The organism is Hylemonella sp. W303a, from assembly GCF_046452315.1.
In the GTDB taxonomy this organism is placed as follows: domain Bacteria; phylum Pseudomonadota; class Gammaproteobacteria; order Burkholderiales; family Burkholderiaceae_C; genus Hylemonella.
In genome coordinates, this window is record NZ_JBKFDG010000005.1 from 103,396 (window position 1) to 121,684 (window position 18,289).

Consider the following 18,289-nt stretch of genomic DNA (forward strand, 5'->3'; position numbering starts at 1 on the left):
GCGGCGCGCGGTCAACCGCTGCGGTGCGGTGAAATGATCAGTGACCCAGGCCCATCGCGTCGGGGCGCACCTGGCGCACGGCGGGTTGCTCGTCGTCGAGCACCTCGCGCATCGGGTTGATGCGGGTGCTGGAATAAGGGATCAGCGGCTTGTCCAGGGGACGCAGCTGGTGGCGGCGCAGAGAGCGCAGGGCGGTGGAGCGTTCCATGGCCTGGATCACGGCCTCGGGCTCCATCATCAGACTGAAGGGATTGAGGGCGTTAGGGTTGCTTTGCATGGCGGTTCCTTGTGACGCAAAAAAAAAGAGGAATCTCGGTTTTGTGATTGCGTGCGCGAACTTTAGGGGCCGCCTCCAAGATCTTGAATCGGCGTAGATCGGTTTCTCTTGTCAGAAAAAGCCTGACAAACCCTCGGTGAAACCGCCAAGGAAACGGCTTTGCAGGCCTCGGGCCCCGCTTTTCGGCGATTTGCGCTGCCCGAAATATGAGTCGGTTGCGCTTTTCAAGCGGAGGCTGCGCTCTGCCGCAACAGACCGGCGCAACACACCGCCGCACCGCCTCGCGGGGAAGCGTGCGCAAGGCAATGACCGACAATCGCCGCCTCATGTCCCATGCTGCCCGCGTCTCCCCGTCCTCCGCGCATCCCTACGATGCTTTGACTCCCGATGTGGTGCAGGACGCGCTGCTCGCCCTGGGTCTGCCCTGCGATGGGCGTCTGCAAGCGCTCAGCTCTTATGAAAACCGCGTCTACCTGGCCGGTCTGGACGATGGCGGCAGCGTGGTCGCCAAGTTCTACCGACCCGGGCGTTGGAGTGAGGCTCAAATCCTGGAAGAACATGCCTTCGCCGCTGAGTTGACTGCGGCGGAAGTGCCCGTGGTCGCGCCCCTGCTGTTGCAAGGCCGCAGCCTGCATGTCTGCGAGGCCGCCGCAACCGTGGAGGGGGGCAAAGACGTCGCCGCGCAAGCTGACGCGGGCGCTGGCTTCACGCAGCGTTTTTTCTTCTCGGTCAGTCCCCGCCGCGGTGGGCGCGCGCCCGAACTGGACGATGCTGACGTGCTGGAATGGATTGGCCGTTTCCTCGCGCGCCTGCACGAGGTCGGTGCGCGTCAGCCCTTTGCTCAGCGTCCCGCGCTGGATGCTCAGCGCTTCGGCTTCGAACCCCTGCGCTGGCTGCTGGACAGCGGCATGATTCCGCTGGACGCGCAATCCGCCTGGCAAGGCGCTTGTGAGGACGCCTTGGCCCTGGTGCAGGCCCGCTACACCGAGCCCCTGCGCGACCTGGCCCTGCTGCGCCTGCATGGCGATTGCCACGCGGGCAATGTGCTCTGGACGCCGCTGGAGTCGGACCAGTCATCGGCCCGCGCGCCCGCATCGCATGGCACCGCCTCGCTTTCATCCACCCAGGCGTCGACGGGCACGGCCCCTGGCCCTCACTTCGTGGACCTGGACGACGCATGCATGGGGCCTGCCGTGCAAGACCTGTGGATGCTGCTCTCGGGGGACCGCGCGCAGCGTACCGGGCAAATGTCCTGCCTGCTCGATGGCTACGAACAGATGCGTCCCTTCGATCGGCGTGAACTGGCGTTGATCGAGCCGCTGCGCACCCTGCGTCTCATCCACTACAGCGCGTGGCTCGCGCGCCGCTGGGCCGACCCGACCTTCCCGCGCAACTTTCCCTGGTTCGGCAGCACCGACTACTGGCAAGGCCAGGCCCGCATGCTGCAAGAGCAGATCGAGGCCATGCAGGAAGAACCGTTGATGGTTTAACCCGGGGAAACGCTGGCCCACGCTTTCCCTAGTCCGACTTTCAGGGATAGTCCTCGGAGAGGCGCGCGCGCAGCCGCACTAGCATGGTTGCGACCGACAACAAACAAGCCCAGAAGGAGACCCGCGATGGGTGCACTCCATGTCCTGAGCGGCGGCGCGGCCAGGGGGTTGATAGCAAAGCTGCGCGAGGAGTTTCAACGGCAGACCGGACGCACGATCGAGGCCCGTTTCGGCGCGGTGGGCCTGATGCGCGATCGTCTGCTCGCGGGCGAAGCCTGCGATGTCCTCATCCTGACCCAGGCCCTGATCGAAGAGCTCGTCGTCGCGGGCCGTGTTCTGCCGGAGAGCGCCCGAGCCCTGGGGCTGGTGCGCACCGGCGTGGCCGTGCGGTCTGGCGAGCCGGTGCCCTGCGTGGAGACGCCCGAAGCCCTCAAAGCTGCGCTGCTGGCCGCGCGTGCCATTTACTTCGCCGATCCGGCCAAGACCCGCGCGGGCACGCATCTGATGCAAGTGGTCCAGCGTCTGGGCCTCACGCCCGAGCTGGCGCCCAAGCTGCGCTTCTTCGGCAACGGCAGCGCCGCGTTGCAGGCGCTGACGGAAGCCGAGCCAGCCGATGCCCGTGGCGTGCTGGTTTGCACCCACATGACCGAAATCCTGGCCACGCCTGGCGTGCACTGCGCGGGCGTGTTGCCCAAGAGTTTCGAGCTGGCGACCGTCTACATCGCCGCCATCACCGTACGTTCCGAGCAGCCGCTGGCCGCGCGCCTGCTCATCGAGATGCTGGCCACGCCCGAAGCGGCGGCGCAACGCCGTGCCGATGGCTTTGAGTGATGGCTTGGAGCCCGCGCGGTCGCCTGTCTGAGTGTGGCCTGGTTAAGATGCGGTGTGATTTCCTACGCCGAACTCGAATCCCTGGCTGAATCAGCCCTGCGCGCCGCAGGCGCGAACGCCCAACAAGCCCGTTCCACCGCCCGTGCCCTCGTCGCCGCCGACGCCCAAGGCCTGGCCACGCACGGGGTCTCGCGCATACCTTTCTATGCCTCACACCTGCGCAGTGGCCGCGTCGATGGTCAAGCGCAGCCTCGGGTGCTGGCTTCCAAGCCGGCCACCGTGCTGGTGGATGCGGCCGACGGCTTGTCCTTTCCCGCTTGCGAGCTGGCTGTTCAGGAAGCCATGACCCGCGCCCGTGCCCAGGGCTTGGCCCTGGCCGGCATCTGCAACAGCTACCACTTTGGCGCCGCCGCCTGGCATCTGGAGCCGGCGGCTCGTGCCGGGCTGATTGGCATCGCCATGAGCAATTCCCCAGCCGCCATGCCCGTGGTCGGTGGCAAGCGACCCCTGATGGGCACCAACCCCCTGGCGGCCGTGTTCCCACGTCCTGACCGGGATGGCCACCGCCAGCCGCCGATGGTCATGGACTTCGCCATGTCCGAGGTGGCGCGCGGCAAGCTCATGGTGGCCGCGCAAAAGGGCGAGGCCATTCCTTTGGGGTGGGCGCTGGACGAACACGGTCAACCCACCACCGACGCCCAAGCCGGACTGCGCGGTTCCATGTTGCCCTTTGGCTCCTCCAACGGCGGCATCAAGGGCGCTTTGTTGGCCTTGATCATCGAAGTGCTGGTGGTGACGCTCACGGGGTCGCGCTTCGGCGCCGAGATGGACACCTTCTTCGAACCCGAGGGCAACCGCCTGCGCATGGGTCAACTTTTCCTGGTCTTCGACCCCGGCAGCATGGCGGGCACGACGGCCTATGCGCAGCGCATCGAAGCCCTCATTGCCGCCATGCGCGCCGACGAAGGCGTGCGCGTGCCCGGTGACCAACGCGAGCGCAAAGCCGAACGCGCCCTCGCCGAGGGCTTGAAGATTCCCGACGCTTTGCTCGCCACGCTGCGGCAGCTGGCCTCGGCCTGAGCAGGGCGCGCCGCGCGTCTACCCCTCGTTGCGCGCGGACAGGTGGAGGCAACAAGGGGCGCGTCACGCGGTGCCCGCGTCCGGTGCCTCATCCTCCCAGCAAAAGCGTCCCTTGCCCTCGTGCTTGGCTGCGTACATGCCGGTGTCTGCGCGCGCCAGCAGGCTGTCCATGCTTTGACCGTGCAGGGGAAACAAGGCACCGCCCACGCTGGCCGAGATGCGCACTTCGCGCCCGGGCAGCGCGAAGGGGCGTGACAGCGTCTCCAGGATCTTGTCGGCCACCTGTTCACAGTCGCCTTCCTGCGCGACGACGGCGAGCACCACCCCGAATTCGTCGCCGCCGATGCGCGCCACGGTGTCTTCGGCGCGCATGCAATCTTCCAGTCGGCGCGCCACTTGCTTCAGCAACTCGTCACCTGCAGCGTGCCCCAGCGTGTCATTCACTTCCTTGAAGCCGTCCAGATCCAGGAACAGCACCGCGGCCATGCCCTGACGCCGCCGCGCCGACTCCAGCACCTGGCCCAGCCGGTCATGGAACATCATGCGGTTGGGCAGGCCCGTCAGCGGGTCATGCAGGGCGTCGTGCGATAGACGCGCCTCGAGAGCCTTGCGCGCCGTGATGTCCTGCACCACCGCCACCACGCGTTCCGGACGACCTTGCCGGTCTTGCACCACACCCAAAGCCTCGCAGACCCAGAGCAGGCTGCCGTCCTTGCGCAAATAGGTTTTTTCCATCTCGGGCAAGGCGTCGGCACTGTCGAGTGAGAGGCGCTTGCGCAGGTACAGGCGCGCCTCCAGTTGCCGCTGCGGATCGCCGATTTCAAAGATCGTGCGTTCACGCAACTCGGCCATGTCGTAGCCCAGCATGGCGCGGAATTTTTCGTTGACCAGCAGGATGCGGCCCTCGGGCGAGAGATGCACGATGCCCATCGCCGCCTGGTGGAAGGTCGCCCGGAACAGGGCTTCGCTGGCCTGCAAGGCCTCGGCGGCCGCGCGCTGACGCGACAGGGCCAGCATCAGCAGTGCCGTGAACAGCACCAGTCCCGAGCTGACGCCGCCCGCCAGCCACAAATAACCATGGCGTCTTGCTTGCGAGGGCGCCAACTCGCTCTTGAACGCCGTGCCCACGGTCACCATCAGTGGGTAGTCCGCCATGGTGCGAAAGCTGACGACACGGGGCACGCCGTCCAGGCTACCGCCATCCACGTAGCTGCCAGCCTGGGCGATGGCGCGCCGCTGGAACCAGGGCAGATCGTGGGCATCCATGCCAAAGCTGCGTTCATCATCGATCTTGCGCCCGCGCACCGTGCCGTCCAAGCCGGTCAGCTCCAGCAGGCCGCCCGGGCCCAGGTTGGCCTGCCGATGGAAATCGGTGAACTTGGCTGGGTCCACCGACACCACCACCACGCCTGCGAAACGGCCGTCCTCGCGCCACATGCCCAGCGACATCGGAATCTGCCAGCGGCCCGTGACCCGGCCCAGCACCGGCTGGCTGACATGCAACACATCGTGCGCGAGGTCGGGTGTGATGTCGCGCTGCGCGATGAAGAACTCACGGTCGGCATAGTTGACGTTCAGCGGCAGGCGGCTGCTGCGCACGATGTTGCCCCGTGCATCGACCACGCTGATGATGTTGAACATCGACTCGCGGATCACACCGCGTGTTTCCCACCGCTGCAAGTCCAGCGTGTCCCCGTGGTTAAGGTATTGCTCCCGCGCGAAACTGGCGACCTGTTCCGCGGCTTTCAGCGTGCGGTAGATTTGCTGTTCAAACGCAATGGCGAGGTTGGCGTTGGACTCCATCGCCGCGGCGACCGCCTGCTCACGTTCGTAAGCGATGCGTTGCAGGGTCATGGTCCAGATGAGCGTCAAGCCCAGCGCGCAAGCCACTGCGATGGCGAGGCTCAGCGGCGGCAGGTCGTTGCGGCGCGGCGCGGTGGGGACCGCGTCTGTGGGCGTTGACAAGCGCATTCCCTGGGGCTCCCTGGATGGACTCAAGCGATGCTGATTCAGCGTCGGTGGCCCAGTCTACCGACGCCGGTATCGGGAAACCAGCCCCTGCACAGACTAGATTCAGGCGGTTCGCCGCCCCAGCAATCTCCCCGCAAGCCCGAACAGCGCCCCCTTTCAGGGGGAGGGTTTGCCAGTACCCAGCCGCCCTTGCGAACGCGCGGACAGGTAGGCGTAGAGATCGAGGATGTGCGCGTTCACCCGGGGTTCGTCCTGCCAGGCCGGCATGGTCAAGAGCTGGCCTTGGCGGGTCATCACGCTGTCCACTTGACCGTCGCGCGTGCCGCGCGTCGAAGCGGGTGGGCCTTGCAGCGTGGTGTCGTAGCGGTACAGCACCAGGCTCACGAAATCCCGTGGCCCCAAGGTCTGCAAGCGCGTGAGCAGGTTGGGCGCGTTGCCCGTGCCTCGGGCGTCGGCGCCGTGGCAACTGGCGCAGCGATCCTGGTAAACCCGCCAGCCCAGGTAGACCGAACCCGCCGGTTGCTCCTCCCGCGCCAGTTGGCGCGCGGCTTGGGGGTTCTGCCATTCCACGGCGCAGCCGGTGAGGGTGGCCGCAAGCAGGGCGAAGAAGAGTGCGGCCAGATGGGCCGTATTAACCGGTTGAATCCAACCCCGAGCGGAAGCATTCGTTGACTTGCGCATGGCAATCCTTTCCGGCGCGTGCACGAGTGATTCGGCGCACTGCCAACTTGATTGTGCGTGCCATCGATGTCCGCAGGTTGATCTGGCGCAAAAGCCAATCAACATGCTGAATAATCCCGCGCGTCTCGGAAAAGACGTTCATTGTTCATTCATGCTCCGCCGTAATTTCATCCTCTCTTCTCTCGCCCTCGGCACCCTGCCTCTGGCGCACTCCCAAACTTCCACACTCGACCTGCCCGCTTGGGCCGCCCTGTTCAAGGAGGCGGGGGTGTCAGGCTGCATCGCGGTGCTGGATGCCCGCGGTGGCGGGCAGACGCTGCGGGTGGCCGATGGGGCGCGCACGCAGCGACGCTTTTCACCCGCGTCCACCTTCAAGATTCCGCACAGCCTGTTCGCCCTGGACGCTGGACTGCTGCGCGATGAGTTTCACGTCATCCCTTGGGACGGCGTGCAGCGCAGCGTGTCCGCCTGGAACCAAGACCAGACCTTACGCTCAGCCATGCGCAGCTCCACCGTCTGGGTCTACGAGCGCTTTGCCCGTGAACTCGGTGCGGCGAAGGAGACCGAGTACCTGCGTCGCGTGGACTACGGCAATGCAGCGGTCAGCGGTGCGCAGCCCTTTTGGGTGGAGGGCGACTTGGCGATTTCGGCCGTCGAACAAATCGCTTTCTTGAAGCGGCTGTACCTGAACGAGCTGCCCTTCCAAGTGGCCCACCAGCGCCTGGTCAAGGATGTGATGGTGGGCGCGGCCGGACCGGACTGGCTCTTGCGCGCCAAGACCGGCTGGACAGGACGGATCGGTTGGTGGGTGGGTTGGGTCGAATGGCCCGAAGGGCCGGTGTTCTTCGCGATGAACATGGACACGCCCAACCGTCTGCAAGATTTGCCACAGCGCCAGGCCCTGGTGCGCGCCACGCTGCTGACCTTGAAGGCCTGGCCGACCTCGCTGGCGTGAGGTCGGGCTTGGCGCCTGCGTTGAGCTTAGGGCGGGCTCAACGGCGCGGGGCCATGCGCGCTTCCAGCGGCGCGGGCTGGTAGTCCGCGCGGATCTTGCAGCCCGCGCCGAACGTGGCCTCGGCGCGTTTGCACCCCTCGGCCACGCTGGCTGGTGTGGGCTTCACGCCGCGCTCCACCCACAGATTCAGGGCGTCGAACAGCGCCACATAGGTCGGGTCGCTCAGGTAGCTGTGGGTGTTGTGGTCGCTGAACACCTGCACCAGGCGCGCGCCGTTGCCCGCGCGTTCCATGGTCTGGCGGAAAGCGCTCTCCAACTCCACGAAGGCCGTCGGGTCGTCGATGCCGTGCACCGTCAGCACGGGAATGGCGATGCGGCCCGTCAGGTCCACGTCCTCGCCGAAGCGGGCCACGGCCGCCGGGTCCGCCGAGTAGCGCAGCACGGCGGCGTTGAGCGCTGCGTCATCGGGCGAGCCGCTGTAACGCACCTGGTCGTTGCTGAAGGGGTTACGGCCCTGGGTGCGCTTCTGCACGATGTCCTGGAAATGCCAGGTGGCCCAGGCCAGGTGAGACGCGACGGACGATTCGGGAATCTTGATGACGTCCACGAGGGTCTTGAGCTTGCGCGCTTGCTCGGGCGTGCGCTGCGCGGCGGGCTTGCGCGTGGCCAGGCAGTCTTCCACGCGTGCGTTCAGCTCGGCGGGCGTGAGCTTGCTGTCCACCGGCAGGCCCATCCACAGCGGGTACTGCGGCTCGTCACTGCGCGGATGGTTGTTGCAGAGGAATTGGTAGACCACGCGCAAGTCGAGCCGGAAGTCATAGGAACGCGTGCCGCCCGCCAGCACGCCGCTGCTCAGCAGCACCGCGTCATAAGACGAGCGCATGCCGGGCCCGGCGTACAGCTCGGCCGTCTTGGCCGCCACGCTGGCGCCCCAAGACTGGCCGTGCAGCAGCGTGCGCGTGGGCTGGCCCACGTGCTGCACGAAGATGCGGCGCACGCGCTCCGTGTCCTCGGCCGCGCTGCGCACGGCCACGCCGCCTTGGCGGAACACCGAGCCCGCCCAGGCATAACCCGCGCGCACGGTGATGGCCCAGCGCTCGATGTCTTCGTCCGCGCGGCTGGCCTTGGGCTCGCCCAGACTCGGGCCGCCGTGGGCGTGCACCACCAGCATCTGGTTCCATTGCGCGGGCACCACGATCAGATAAAACGCCCCGGCCGAGTCTTGCCCACGCAGACAACGCGCGCTGTCGGGCGTGCCTTTGGGGCAGGGGCTGGTTTGGGGTGCGGCTTCGGTCGCGGCTGCGCCGCTGATGGTGCTGGGGTTCTGTGCGCAGCCGGTCAGTAGGGTGGCCAGCAGCAGAGGCAGTGCGAAGCGCTGCCAGGTGGGGAAGGGCATGTCTTGTCTCCGTTGTTGTTATTGGGTGGAGCCATGCTAGAGGAGCCGACCATCACTGGCAAATAGACCGGGTTCTGCTTGGAGCACTAGGTCAGATATCAACTCACGTATTGGGCGGTGCCTAATCATTTCTGAGCATAGTCGCCGAGTTCCAAACCGGCTAAAGTCGGGCAGATCTCATCATTCACCAAGTACCCCGAACAGGCGTGGCGACTGTGCGTCTAGACTTCGCTGATGAATTGGAACTCTTCCGAACGGAAGCGGAGAGCGCAATTCAATACTTCTACGCCTGGCACGCTATTCACACCGTGGCTGCGGGCGATCCGAAGATTCACCGCTTGCTCAATGAAGCGCCACTTTTCTGGAACACGTCTCTGGGAGCCCTTCAAGCATCTACATTGGTTGTGCTTGGCCGAGTGTTTGATCCAGATTCAAGTAGCCATAGCGTCACTCGCCTATTGGCTTCAGCGCACGCGGATCTTCCAATCTTCTCGAAAGAGGCCCTGGCAGAGCGAAAGCGTGCCCAAAGTGCAAATGCTGATGAATGGTTGCCTGAATACTTGAAGACGGTCTACGAGCCTACGGGGAATGACTTCAGAAGGCTAAAAAAACATCTATCCATTCGCCGAAAAATCTACGAAGAGAAGTACCGTCCGCTTAGGCACAAGGTCTTTGCGCACCGGCTCGTCGCAACCCAAGATGAGATCGCGAATCTCTTCGCCCAAACAAGCATTAGTGAACTACAACAGCTCCTCGTTTTCCTTAGGCGCCTGCATCAGACACTTTGGGAGCTTTATTTCAACGGCAGAAAGCCTGTTCTCCGTCCTAGTCGCTATTCTGTACAGCGTATGCTCGACGTACCCTTTCCTAGCCATCGAGCCACCCTCCAAGAGCGCCTTGTTCATGAGATACGTGCGTTTCTTTACACCCATGCCAAAGAAGCCTAACTCATCGGTTATTCCTGGCTAGCTGACTAGCATCGCGTTGAACGTCCGCCCTATTGACTTCCAACCGTCCGCATGGGTCGATCGCAGAAATTGGACACCTAACAAAAAACCGCCCGAAGGCGGTTTTTTCATGGGCACGTGAAGCAACTCAAACCAACAACGCATTCACCCGCTTCACATACGCCGCCGGATCTTCCGGCAGTCCGCCTTCGGCCAGCAGGGCCTGGTCGTAGAGGATGTGAGCGAGGTCGTGAAAGTGCACGCTGCCGTCGAGCTTTTTCACCAGCGCGTGTTCGGGGTTCACTTCGAGGATGGGTTTGCTGTCGGGGGTCTTCTGGCCGGCCTGCTTGAGCAGGCGGGCAAGCTGGTTGCTCACTTCGCCGTCCTTCACGACCAGGCAAGCCGGTGAATCGACCAGGCGGGTGGTGACGCGCACGTCCTCGGCCTTGTCCTTGAGCGCTTCCTTGAGTTTGGCGAGCACGTGCTTGAAAGCCTCGGCGGCTTCCTCGGCGGCCTTCTTCTCGGCTTCGTCTTGCAGCTTGCCCAGGTCCACGGCGCCTTTGGCCACGCTTTGCAGCGGGGTGCCGTCGAATTCGGTCAGGTAGCTCAGCGCCCACTCGTCCACGCGCTCGGTCATCAGCAGCACTTCGATGCCCTTCTTCTTGAACACTTCAAGTTGGGGGCTGTTCTTGGCGGCGGCCAAGGTGTCGGCGGTGATGTAGTAAATCGCCTCCTGGCCTTCCTTCATGCGGGCCTTGTAGTCGGCCAGGCTCACGGTGGCGGTGTCACTCGTGGTGCTGGCGTAGCGCAGCAGCTTGGCCAGGCGCTCGCGGTTCGCGAAGTCCTCGCCCAGGCCTTCCTTGAGCACGGTGCCGAATTCCGCGTAGAACTTGCTGTACTTGCCGGCGTCGGCCTTGTCTTCCTCGCTGGCGTCTGCAGCGGGAACGTCGTGCTTGGCTAGGTTTTCCAGCAGGGTCAGCACGCGCTTGGTGTTGCCGTCACGGATGGCGCGCACGTCGCGGCTTTCCTGCAGCAGTTCACGGCTGACGTTCAGGGGCAGGTCGGCGCTGTCCACCACGCCCTTGACGAAGCGCAGGTAGCTGGGCAACAGGGCCTCGGCCTCGTCCATGATGAAGACGCGCTTCACGTAGAGCTTGAGGCCGCCCTTCTTGTCGCGGTTCCACAGGTCGTAGGGCGCCTTGGCTGGCACGTAGAGCAGTTGCGTGTACTCGGTGCTGCCTTCCACGCGGTTGTGGCTCCAGGCCAGCGGGGCTTCGTAGTCGTGGCTGATGCCTTGGTAGAAGCTTTCGTACTCTTCCTTGCTGATGTCCTTCTTGGCGCGGGTCCAGAGGGCGCTGGCCTTGTTGACGGTTTCCCACTCGTCGGTGGTCACCATTTCGCCGGGCTTGCCTTCTTCCTCGCTCTCCTTCCATTCTTCCTTGCGCATCTGGATGGGCAGGGCGATGTGGTCGGAGTACTTGCCGATGATCTGCTTGATCTTCCAGGCGCTCAGGTATTCGTCGGCGCTGTTGGCCTCGTCCTCGCGCAGGTGCAGGATGACGCTGGTGCCGCGTTCGGCGCGGGTGATGGCTTCCACCTCGAAGTCACCCGTGCCGCCGCTGGTCCAGCGCACGCCTTCTTCAGGCTTGAGCCCGGCGCGGCGCGATTCCACGGTGATCTTGTCGGCGACGATGAAGCCCGAGTAGAAGCCCACGCCGAACTGACCGATCAGCTGGCCTTGCTCCTTGGCGTCGGCCTGCTTGTCGGCGCCCAGCTTGCTCATGAAGTCCTTGGTGCCGCTCTTGGCGATGGTGCCCAGGTGGTCAATCGCTTCCTGCGCGCTCATGCCAATGCCGTTGTCGGTGATGGTCAGCGTGCGGGCCTTCTTGTCCAGCGCGATGCGCACGCGCAGCTCGGGCGCGTCTTCGTAAAGCGCGCTGTTGTTCAGGGCCTCATAGCGCAACTTGTCGCAGGCGTCGGACGCGTTGGAGACCAGCTCGCGGACGAAGATTTCCTTGTTGGAGTACAGCGAGTGGGTGACGAGGTGCAGCAACTGGGCCACTTCGGCCTGGAAGGAATGTTTCTGGCTCATGATGGTCGTGATGGCTCGTGGAACACGGAGTAATGCCTGGCGGGGGCGGCAGCATGCGAAGCGCGGCGCACCTCGCACGCATGTCGCCATGCCCCCGGCCGTGGCGGGCAAAGCCTTGAATTATGGGCGGTGCCGCAGGCTTTCAAGCCACGGCAGGTTGAACGGGCTGACTCTGGGCTGGAGGCTGGAGCGTGGCGCGCGTCATGCAGGTGGTCACCCATTCGCGCACCAGGCCCGGCGTGGCTGGCGCGGGCCCGAACAGCAGGCGGTAGACGATGGGCGCGACCACGCCATCCATCACCGCCTCGACCGAGGGCACGGATTGGCCCCGTGCGATGCCGCGCTCGACGATGGCGGCGATTTGCCCAGCGGTGATGCCCGCGCAGGCGCAGCCTGGGGCGTCCTCGCTGCCCATGCGGGCGGAGAGCACGTCTTGCACCATGGCCATGCCCACCGAGGACATTTCCTCGAAATATTGCTCGGCCCAGGCTTGCAGATCGCCCTCGACGCTGCCGGTGTCGGCGGGCGGGCTGTCGGGTCGCAGCTGCTCCAGGGCGACGTCGGCCAGCAGCTCGTTGAGGTCGCCCCAACGGCGGTAGATGGTTGAAGGTGTGACACCCGCCCGCGCGGCGATCAACGGAACCGTGAGCGCGGCGCGGCCGCGCTGGTCCAGCAGCTCGCGGGTGGCCTGGTGCACGGCGGCCTGCACGCGCGCGCTGCGGCCTCCGGGACGGGGCAGGGGTCGGACATTCATTTGGCCATGCTAACGCAAAGAACTTGCGTTAGCGTCGAAACAGGATCACAATTCCGCAAACGCAAAGAATTTGCTTTAACAGCGTACTAGGGATTTCCATGCCGTCCGCACCACCCCCACCCGCCATCACGCCTACCGCACCCGTGGCCGAAGTTGAGTTCACCCAGCATCCCACTCGGGCGCGCCTCGGCCCTAGGCAATCACTCTGGCTGGTGGCGTCGATGGCGATCACTTTTCTGGCGGCGTCCAGCGCGCCCTCACCCCTGTACGCGCTGTACCGCGAGGCCTGGGGCTTTTCGGCGCTGATGCTCACCGTGGCCTTTGCCAGTTATGCATTCGCGCAGCTGTTTTCTCTGTTGATGTTTGGCGCCCTGTCCGATTACCGGGGGCGGCGCGAGGTGATCCTGTTGGCGCTGGGCATCGAGTTTGTTTCCACCCTGATGTTTTGGCACGCGGATTCCCTGGCCTGGCTCATCGGTGCGCGGGTCATGCAAGGTCTGGCCACGGGCATCGCGACCAGCGTGCTGAGTGCCAGCTTGTTGGACCTGGACCGTGCGCGCGGTCCGCTGATCAACAGCGTGGTCCCCATGTTGGGCATGGCGCTCGGAGCGCTGGGCGCCAGCGCGCTGGTGCAGTTCGCGCCCGCGCCGACGCGCTTGGTGTTCGACGTGTTGCTGGTGCTGTTCGCCGTGCAGGGGGGGCTGGCCTACTTCCTTCCCGAGACCGTGGAGCGCAGGCCGGGTGCCTGGGCGTCGATGCGCCCGAAGGTTGCCGTACCCGCCGCGGCCCGGGCGACCCTGGGCAAGGTGCTGCCGGTGAATACCGCGCAATGGGCGCTGGGCGGTTTTTACCTCTCGCTGGGGCCCACGCTGGCGCGCTACGTCACCGGCATCGACGCGCCCATGATCGGCGGAGGTTTGATCGCGACCCTGGTGCTCAGCGGCGCGGTGGCCATCCTGCTGGTGCGGAATCACCCGCCCATGGCGGTGCTGGCCGGGGGCGCGATCGTGTTGGCCGCCGGTCTGGTGCTGACGCTGGTGGGCATGCACCTGCACTCGACCGCGCTGTTCTTTCTGGGCACCTTGATCGCGGGCCTGGGTTTTGGCGCGGGCTTCAATGGTTCGGTGCGCAGCCTGGTGCCTTTGGTATCGCCGCAGGAGCGCGCCGCCTTGATGTCGGGTTTCTTTGTGCTGAGCTACTTGGCTTTCAGCGTGCCAGCCATCGCCGCGGGCTTGTCGGTGGGCCTGTTCGGCTTGGAGTCCACCAGCATCGGCTACGGCATTGTCCTCGTCGCCACGGTGCTGCTGGCCTTGGTGCTGATGGCGTTGGCACGCCGCCAGGCCTTGGCTGCCTGAGGCCGGACCTGCGTTGGGGCCCGTTCGGGCGGTGCGTTCAGGCCTCCAGGCGCGCTCGGGTTTGAGCCGCCTGGGCGAGTAGCCAGTCCATGAGGGCTTGCACCTCGGGCCGTGCTGCCCCGGCTTGTCCCGCAGTGCGCACCAGCCAGTAGGCCTGGGGCGCTGCCAGGCGCTTGGCAGGGCCGAAGGGCTCCACCAGTTCGCCTCGCGTCAGCGCCTCGGTGACCAGGGGCATCCGCGCCAGGGCAATGCCTTCGCCTGCCGTGGCCGCCTCGATCTGTGACTTGACGTGGTTCAGGCGGGCCCAGTGGCGCGGCTGCGTCGCAGGCGCGTGCTCTCCCAGCCAGCGTCGCCAGCTCAACATCGCGGCCCCGGGCTGAGTCGGGTCCTCTTCGAGTTCGATCAAGGTGTGTCGCGCCAGGTCCTTGGTCTGCCGCGCGGGCAGCGCGGGACTGGCAACCGGGGTCAGCGTCTCGGTGAAGAGCAGCGTGGCATGGGCCGGGGCGTCATCCGGCACGTCGTAGCGCAAGTCCAGGTCGGGCTCCAGCGGGTGTTGCTCGCCCGGGGCATCGCTGGCCAGGACGCGGACGTCAATGTCGGGGTGCTGGCTCTGAAAATCAGCCAGGCGCGGCAGCAGCCAGAAGGACGCCACGTCGGCGGATGTCCGCAGGTTCACGTGCCGCCGCCCCAGACAGGCGCGGGTCTCGGCCGCTTGGGCCAGCAGCCAGTCGGCGAAGGCCGTGACTTCGGGGCGGTGCTCCTTGCCATGGCTGGGCCAGCGCACCAGCCAGTAGGCGTAGGGCGAGGTGAGTCGCTTGGTCGGGCCAAAGGGCTCGACGAGTTCACCGCGCGCCAGCGCCTCGGTGATCATGGCCATGCGCGCCAGCGTCACGCCCTGGCCCGCCATGGCCGCCTGGATCTGCTGGCTGGTGTAGTTGAGGTAGATCCAGCCGCGCGGCTCGGTGCCTGGCGGTGCGTACTCGCGCAGCCAGCGCCGCCAGCTCAGGTATTCGGCGCTCGGTTGGTGGTCGTCTTGCTCAATCAGGGTGTGGCGCGCCAAATCCTTGACCTGCCGCAGGGGGGTGGAGCGGTGGTCGTCCTGCTCGATCAAGGTGTGACTCGCCAGGTCTTGCGCTTGCCGCAAGGGCAACGAGGGGTTGACCACGGGCGACAGCACTTCGCCGAACAAGAGGGTCGAATTGGCGGGCGCGTCGTTGGGGTGGCAGTAGCGCAGGCCCAGGTCCAACTCCGGGTCGTCCTGGCCGACCAGGGTGTCGTTGGCGGAGATGCGGATGTCGATGTCGGGGTGCTGGCGCTGGAAGTCGGCCAGGCGCGGCAGCAGCCAGAGCGAGGCGAAGGAGGCGAACGTGGTCACGCTCACGTGCCGCCGCCCCTGGGAGGTGCGGATGTGCCGCACGCTGGCGTCCAGGCGGTCCAGCATCGGGGCGATGGCGCGCAGCAGCGTGGCGCCCGCGCCAGTCAGCTCCACGTGGCGCGTGCCACGCAGGAACAGCGGCGCGCCGAGTTCCTCCTCGAGGCTGCGAATCTGGCGGCTGATGGCCGGCTGTGTGAGGTGCAGTTCCTCGGCCGCCGCGCGGAAGCTGGCGCGCCGCGCCACCGCTTCAAAAGCACGCAAAGGGCCGACTGAAAGCGGGCGCTGGCGGATGGGATTCATGCAGGAATGTTATCAGTGGTCGACGCATTCCTCATTGGACGCCAAGGCGTGCTCTGCGGAGAATTTCCCTCAAGACGACGCTTTCTGACGGTCTAAGAGGAGTTTCCATGAACATCGTTTCCATGACGAATATGCATCAAACCGCACAACCGTGGCAGTGGGCCCTGCCGCCCCGCACCGCCACCCGCATCGCGGCCGGTTCCCAGCCCCGCTGGCTGCGGGTGGTGGAAGGCCGGGTCTGGTTGACCCAGAGCGGTGCGGGTGAACACAGCGCCCAGGACCGCGGCGGCGACCTCTGGCTGGCTGCGGGCCAGCGCCATTGCCTGCCCCCGGGCGCCGAATGGGTGGCCGAGGGTTGGCCGCAGGCGCGCATCGAAGTGTTGGAAGCGCCGCTGATCACGGCCTGACCCCGTGCGTCAAGCCTTGGGGAAGCGCGGGGGGCGCTCCTCAACGCGAGTGCGAGATTGAACGAGGGCGATGGCGCAGGCGCTCCTGCCCAAGCGGTGAAGGTTCCTGTTGGGGAATGGGAGGCGAGGTACCGGCGTCGGTTCGCACAGAGCCGACGCCGGGGGCCGCGCCGAAATCAGAACCGTTCGTGCGGCGCCAGGTAGCGCCATTGCCCCTGGGGCAGTTGGCCCAGCATCACACGGCCGATGCGCACTCGCTTCAGGCCCACGACTTTCAGGCCGACCAGCTCACACATGCGGCGGATTTGGCGCTTCTTGCCCTCTTTGAGCACAAAGCGCAATTGCTCGGGGTTTTCCCAGTCCACCTTGGCAGGCTTGAGGGCTTGGCCGTCCAGGCTCAGGCCGTGGCGCAGTTTGGCCAGCATGGCCGACGGAAAGACCGCCTGCACATTCGTGGAGACCGGGTCGCTCGCGTGGATGGGCTGCAATTCGGTCGGTGCGTTCGCGGCCGCGGGCGTGCCGAGGTAGACCACCCGCACCAGGTACTCCTTCTCGATCTCTGAATCCTCGCCGATGAGCTGACGCGCCACCCGGCCGTCTTGTGTCAGCACCAGCAGACCGGTGGAGTCGATGTCCAGCCGACCCGCCGGGGCCAAGCCCCGAAGCTGGCTGCCATTGAAGCGGTGGGGAGCATGGTCCTCGCGCCAGCGGTTCTGCGCTTGCACCAGCACCACGGCGGGCTCGTGGCCGTCTTCGGCTTGGCCGCTCACGTAGCCGATGGGCTTGTGCAGCAGGATGGTCACCTGCGTGGCCTGCTGGTTCTGGGCCTGCTTGTCGACCTCGATGCGGTCCGTGGGGCTGACCTGCTGCCCCATCTCGGCCACGCGCCCGTTGACCTTGACCCAGCCGTTTTCGACCCAGGCATCGGCTTCGCGGCGGGAGCACAAGCCCAATTCGGCCATGCGTTTGTTCAATCGGGTGGTGGCGAGTGCACCGGAACCGGGCGTGGAGCCGCTGGAAGAACGTTGTGGCTGCGAGCCCTCGGGACGGGGCGCGCGGCGCATGGCGGGCTTTTCAGGAGAAGACATGGGGGAATTGTCGCCCTAAGTGATTTCCGCAGTAACTTCCGCCAATCCGCAAGCCTTAGACTTCGGGACTTTTTTCCGTTCCCCTTCCCCCCTTTTCCCTTGAGGAGAATTCACATGAAACGCTTGTTTGCGCACGTTCTGGGCGCGGCTTCCGCGGTGGCCCTGCTCGCCCCTCTGGCCGTCTCGGCCCAGTCTTTCCCTGGCGACAAGCCCATCACCATCGTGGTGCCGTTCACGGCGGGCGGTCCGACCGACCGCGTGGCACGTGACCTGGCCGAGGCCCTGCGCAAGCCGTTGGGCGGCGCGACCATCGTGATCGACAACGCCGCTGGCGCGGGCAGCTCGATTGGCACGGCCAAAGTCGCCAACGCCAAACCCGATGGCTACACCCTGCTGTTGAACCACATCGGCATGTCCACTATGCCCGCGCTGTACCGCAAGCTGACGTTCAACGTCGAGAACGACTTCACTTACCTGGGCATGGTCAATGACGTGCCCATGACGCTGATCGCTCGTCCGACCATGGAGGCGAAGAACTTCAAGGAGCTGCAAACCTGGATCAAAGCCAATTCCGGCAAGATCAACCTGGGCAATGCGGGCCTGGGCGCCGCCTCGCACCTGTGCGGCCTGATGCTGCAGGATGCGTTCAAGGTTCAGATGACGACGGTGCCCTACAAGGGCACGGCCCCCGCCATCACCGACCTGATCGGCGGCCAAATCGACCTGCTGTGCGACCAGACCACCAACACCACGCCGCAGATCGAGGGCGGCAAGGTCAAGGCGTATGCCGTGACCACGGCCAAGCGCCTGACCACCCCCGCGCTCAAGGACCTGCCCACGCTGCAGGAATCTGGCTTCAAGGGCTTTGAAGTCACCATTTGGCACGGCCTGTACGCGCCCAAGGGCACGCCAGACGCCGTGGTTCAGCGCATCAACACCGCGCTGAAGGCGGCCCTGAAGGACCCCGAGTTCATCAGCAAGCAAGCGGGCCTGGGCGCTGTGGTGGTGACCGACAAGCGCATGGAACCGGCTGAGCACAAGAAGTTCGTCTCGGCCGAGATCGCCAAGTGGGGCGCCATCATCAAGGCGGCTGGCGAATACGCTGACTGATCTGCTGATCAACACCCAAGCTCCCGGTTGTTGCCGGGTGCGAGCAGCCGCTGGACGAGAGTCTGGCGGCTTTTTTCATGGGCCTTTGCGCGGGGGCTGATGGGGCACTTGGGCGCGCGCCGATAATGCCGCCTGTTCTCACGTGGGGTTAGCAGGGTTTCGATATGGCAAGCGCAAGCG

At 65.5% G+C, this 18,289-nt stretch carries 16 protein-coding genes; 8 read left to right on the forward strand and 8 right to left on the reverse strand.

The window, feature by feature from the left end; genetic code table 11:
• Positions 1 to 37: 37 nt before the first annotated feature.
• Positions 38 to 277, reverse strand: coding sequence for a hypothetical protein (locus tag ACLBKS_RS10945; RefSeq protein ID WP_410192836.1), 240 nt, complete (start codon positions 275 to 277; stop codon positions 38 to 40).
• 326 nt (positions 278 to 603) lie between these two features.
• On the opposite strand from ACLBKS_RS10945, the gene ACLBKS_RS10950 reads away from it, so the two are divergent.
• From ACLBKS_RS10950 to ACLBKS_RS10960, 3 genes are all read left to right on the forward strand, one after another.
• The gene (locus tag ACLBKS_RS10950; protein WP_410192837.1) at positions 604 to 1,767 is read left to right on the forward strand and encodes a serine/threonine protein kinase; all 1,164 of its coding nucleotides are present in this window, start codon (positions 604 to 606) and stop codon (positions 1,765 to 1,767) included.
• Positions 1,768 to 1,893: 126 nt separating this feature from the next.
• Entirely contained in the window at positions 1,894 to 2,598 is a 705-nt protein-coding gene (locus tag ACLBKS_RS10955; RefSeq protein ID WP_410192838.1) for a molybdate ABC transporter substrate-binding protein, read from the forward strand.
• Between the two features lie 54 nt (positions 2,599 to 2,652).
• Positions 2,653 to 3,678, forward strand: a complete 1,026-nt coding sequence (locus tag ACLBKS_RS10960; RefSeq protein ID WP_410192839.1) for an Ldh family oxidoreductase — start codon at positions 2,653 to 2,655, stop codon at positions 3,676 to 3,678.
• Positions 3,679 to 3,741: 63 nt separating this feature from the next.
• Here the strand turns inward: ACLBKS_RS10960 and ACLBKS_RS10965 are convergent, their stop codons facing one another.
• Both ACLBKS_RS10965 and ACLBKS_RS10970 read right to left on the reverse strand, forming a co-directional pair.
• On the reverse strand, positions 3,742 to 5,649 hold the full coding sequence (locus tag ACLBKS_RS10965; RefSeq protein WP_410192840.1) for a diguanylate cyclase domain-containing protein: 1,908 nt from the start codon (positions 5,647 to 5,649) through the stop codon (positions 3,742 to 3,744).
• Positions 5,650 to 5,805: 156 nt separating this feature from the next.
• On the reverse strand, positions 5,806 to 6,330 hold the full coding sequence (locus ACLBKS_RS10970) for a cytochrome c (protein ID WP_410192841.1): 525 nt from the start codon (positions 6,328 to 6,330) through the stop codon (positions 5,806 to 5,808).
• A gap of 151 nt (positions 6,331 to 6,481) precedes the next feature.
• Here ACLBKS_RS10970 and blaOXA point away from each other — a divergent pair, with 151 nt between their 5' ends.
• The gene (blaOXA, locus tag ACLBKS_RS10975) at positions 6,482 to 7,285 is read left to right on the forward strand and encodes a class D beta-lactamase (protein ID WP_410192842.1); all 804 of its coding nucleotides are present in this window, start codon (positions 6,482 to 6,484) and stop codon (positions 7,283 to 7,285) included.
• A 37-nt stretch (positions 7,286 to 7,322) separates the two neighbouring features.
• Here the strand turns inward: blaOXA and ACLBKS_RS10980 are convergent, their stop codons facing one another.
• Entirely contained in the window at positions 7,323 to 8,681 is a 1,359-nt protein-coding gene (locus ACLBKS_RS10980) for a hypothetical protein (protein ID WP_410192843.1), read from the reverse strand.
• A gap of 206 nt (positions 8,682 to 8,887) precedes the next feature.
• Here ACLBKS_RS10980 and ACLBKS_RS10985 point away from each other — a divergent pair, with 206 nt between their 5' ends.
• On the forward strand, positions 8,888 to 9,628 hold the full coding sequence (locus ACLBKS_RS10985; RefSeq protein ID WP_410192844.1) for a hypothetical protein: 741 nt from the start codon (positions 8,888 to 8,890) through the stop codon (positions 9,626 to 9,628).
• Positions 9,629 to 9,776: 148 nt separating this feature from the next.
• On the opposite strand, the gene htpG is transcribed toward ACLBKS_RS10985, so the two are convergent.
• Complete coding sequence (gene htpG, locus ACLBKS_RS10990) at positions 9,777 to 11,720, reverse strand: molecular chaperone HtpG (RefSeq protein ID WP_410192845.1); 1,944 nt, start codon at positions 11,718 to 11,720, stop codon at positions 9,777 to 9,779.
• A gap of 142 nt (positions 11,721 to 11,862) precedes the next feature.
• Complete coding sequence (locus ACLBKS_RS10995) at positions 11,863 to 12,474, reverse strand: TetR/AcrR family transcriptional regulator (protein ID WP_410192846.1); 612 nt, start codon at positions 12,472 to 12,474, stop codon at positions 11,863 to 11,865.
• 98 nt (positions 12,475 to 12,572) lie between these two features.
• Between ACLBKS_RS10995 and ACLBKS_RS11000 the strand changes: the two genes are divergently transcribed.
• Positions 12,573 to 13,829: an MFS transporter gene (locus tag ACLBKS_RS11000; protein WP_410192847.1), complete on the forward strand. Its 1,257-nt coding sequence runs from the start codon at positions 12,573 to 12,575 to the stop codon at positions 13,827 to 13,829.
• Between the two features lie 37 nt (positions 13,830 to 13,866).
• Here the strand turns inward: ACLBKS_RS11000 and ACLBKS_RS11005 are convergent, their stop codons facing one another.
• The gene (locus ACLBKS_RS11005; protein WP_410192848.1) at positions 13,867 to 15,504 is read right to left on the reverse strand and encodes a LysR substrate-binding domain-containing protein; all 1,638 of its coding nucleotides are present in this window, start codon (positions 15,502 to 15,504) and stop codon (positions 13,867 to 13,869) included.
• A 107-nt stretch (positions 15,505 to 15,611) separates the two neighbouring features.
• On the opposite strand from ACLBKS_RS11005, the gene ACLBKS_RS11010 reads away from it, so the two are divergent.
• Positions 15,612 to 15,911 (forward strand): DUF2917 domain-containing protein, encoded by a 300-nt coding sequence (locus tag ACLBKS_RS11010; protein ID WP_410192849.1) that lies wholly within the window; start codon positions 15,612 to 15,614, stop codon positions 15,909 to 15,911.
• 176 nt (positions 15,912 to 16,087) lie between these two features.
• On the opposite strand, the gene ACLBKS_RS11015 is transcribed toward ACLBKS_RS11010, so the two are convergent.
• Positions 16,088 to 16,999, reverse strand: coding sequence for a pseudouridine synthase (locus tag ACLBKS_RS11015; protein WP_410192850.1), 912 nt, complete (start codon positions 16,997 to 16,999; stop codon positions 16,088 to 16,090).
• A 114-nt stretch (positions 17,000 to 17,113) separates the two neighbouring features.
• Between ACLBKS_RS11015 and ACLBKS_RS11020 the strand changes: the two genes are divergently transcribed.
• Positions 17,114 to 18,109, forward strand: coding sequence for a tripartite tricarboxylate transporter substrate-binding protein (locus ACLBKS_RS11020; protein ID WP_410192851.1), 996 nt, complete (start codon positions 17,114 to 17,116; stop codon positions 18,107 to 18,109).
• The last annotated feature ends 180 nt before the right edge of the window (positions 18,110 to 18,289 follow it).

Coding starts and splice junctions, on each gene's coding strand:
- ACLBKS_RS11000 (WP_410192847.1), top strand. CDS start 12,573: ATGCCGTCCGCACCACCCCCACCCGCCATCACGCCTACCGCACCCGTG.
- ACLBKS_RS11005 (WP_410192848.1), bottom strand. CDS start 15,504: ATGAATCCCATCCGCCAGCGCCCGCTTTCAGTCGGCCCTTTGCGTGCT.
- ACLBKS_RS11010 (WP_410192849.1), top strand. CDS start 15,612: ATGAACATCGTTTCCATGACGAATATGCATCAAACCGCACAACCGTGG.
- ACLBKS_RS11015 (WP_410192850.1), bottom strand. CDS start 16,999: ATGTCTTCTCCTGAAAAGCCCGCCATGCGCCGCGCGCCCCGTCCCGAG.
- ACLBKS_RS10980 (WP_410192843.1), bottom strand. CDS start 8,681: ATGCCCTTCCCCACCTGGCAGCGCTTCGCACTGCCTCTGCTGCTGGCC.
- ACLBKS_RS10950 (WP_410192837.1), top strand. CDS start 604: ATGTCCCATGCTGCCCGCGTCTCCCCGTCCTCCGCGCATCCCTACGAT.
- ACLBKS_RS10965 (WP_410192840.1), bottom strand. CDS start 5,649: ATGCGCTTGTCAACGCCCACAGACGCGGTCCCCACCGCGCCGCGCCGC.
- htpG (WP_410192845.1), bottom strand. CDS start 11,720: ATGAGCCAGAAACATTCCTTCCAGGCCGAAGTGGCCCAGTTGCTGCAC.
- ACLBKS_RS10995 (WP_410192846.1), bottom strand. CDS start 12,474: ATGAATGTCCGACCCCTGCCCCGTCCCGGAGGCCGCAGCGCGCGCGTG.
- ACLBKS_RS10955 (WP_410192838.1), top strand. CDS start 1,894: ATGGGTGCACTCCATGTCCTGAGCGGCGGCGCGGCCAGGGGGTTGATA.
- blaOXA (WP_410192842.1), top strand. CDS start 6,482: ATGCTCCGCCGTAATTTCATCCTCTCTTCTCTCGCCCTCGGCACCCTG.
- ACLBKS_RS10945 (WP_410192836.1), bottom strand. CDS start 277: ATGCAAAGCAACCCTAACGCCCTCAATCCCTTCAGTCTGATGATGGAG.
- ACLBKS_RS10970 (WP_410192841.1), bottom strand. CDS start 6,330: ATGCGCAAGTCAACGAATGCTTCCGCTCGGGGTTGGATTCAACCGGTT.
- ACLBKS_RS11020 (WP_410192851.1), top strand. CDS start 17,114: ATGAAACGCTTGTTTGCGCACGTTCTGGGCGCGGCTTCCGCGGTGGCC.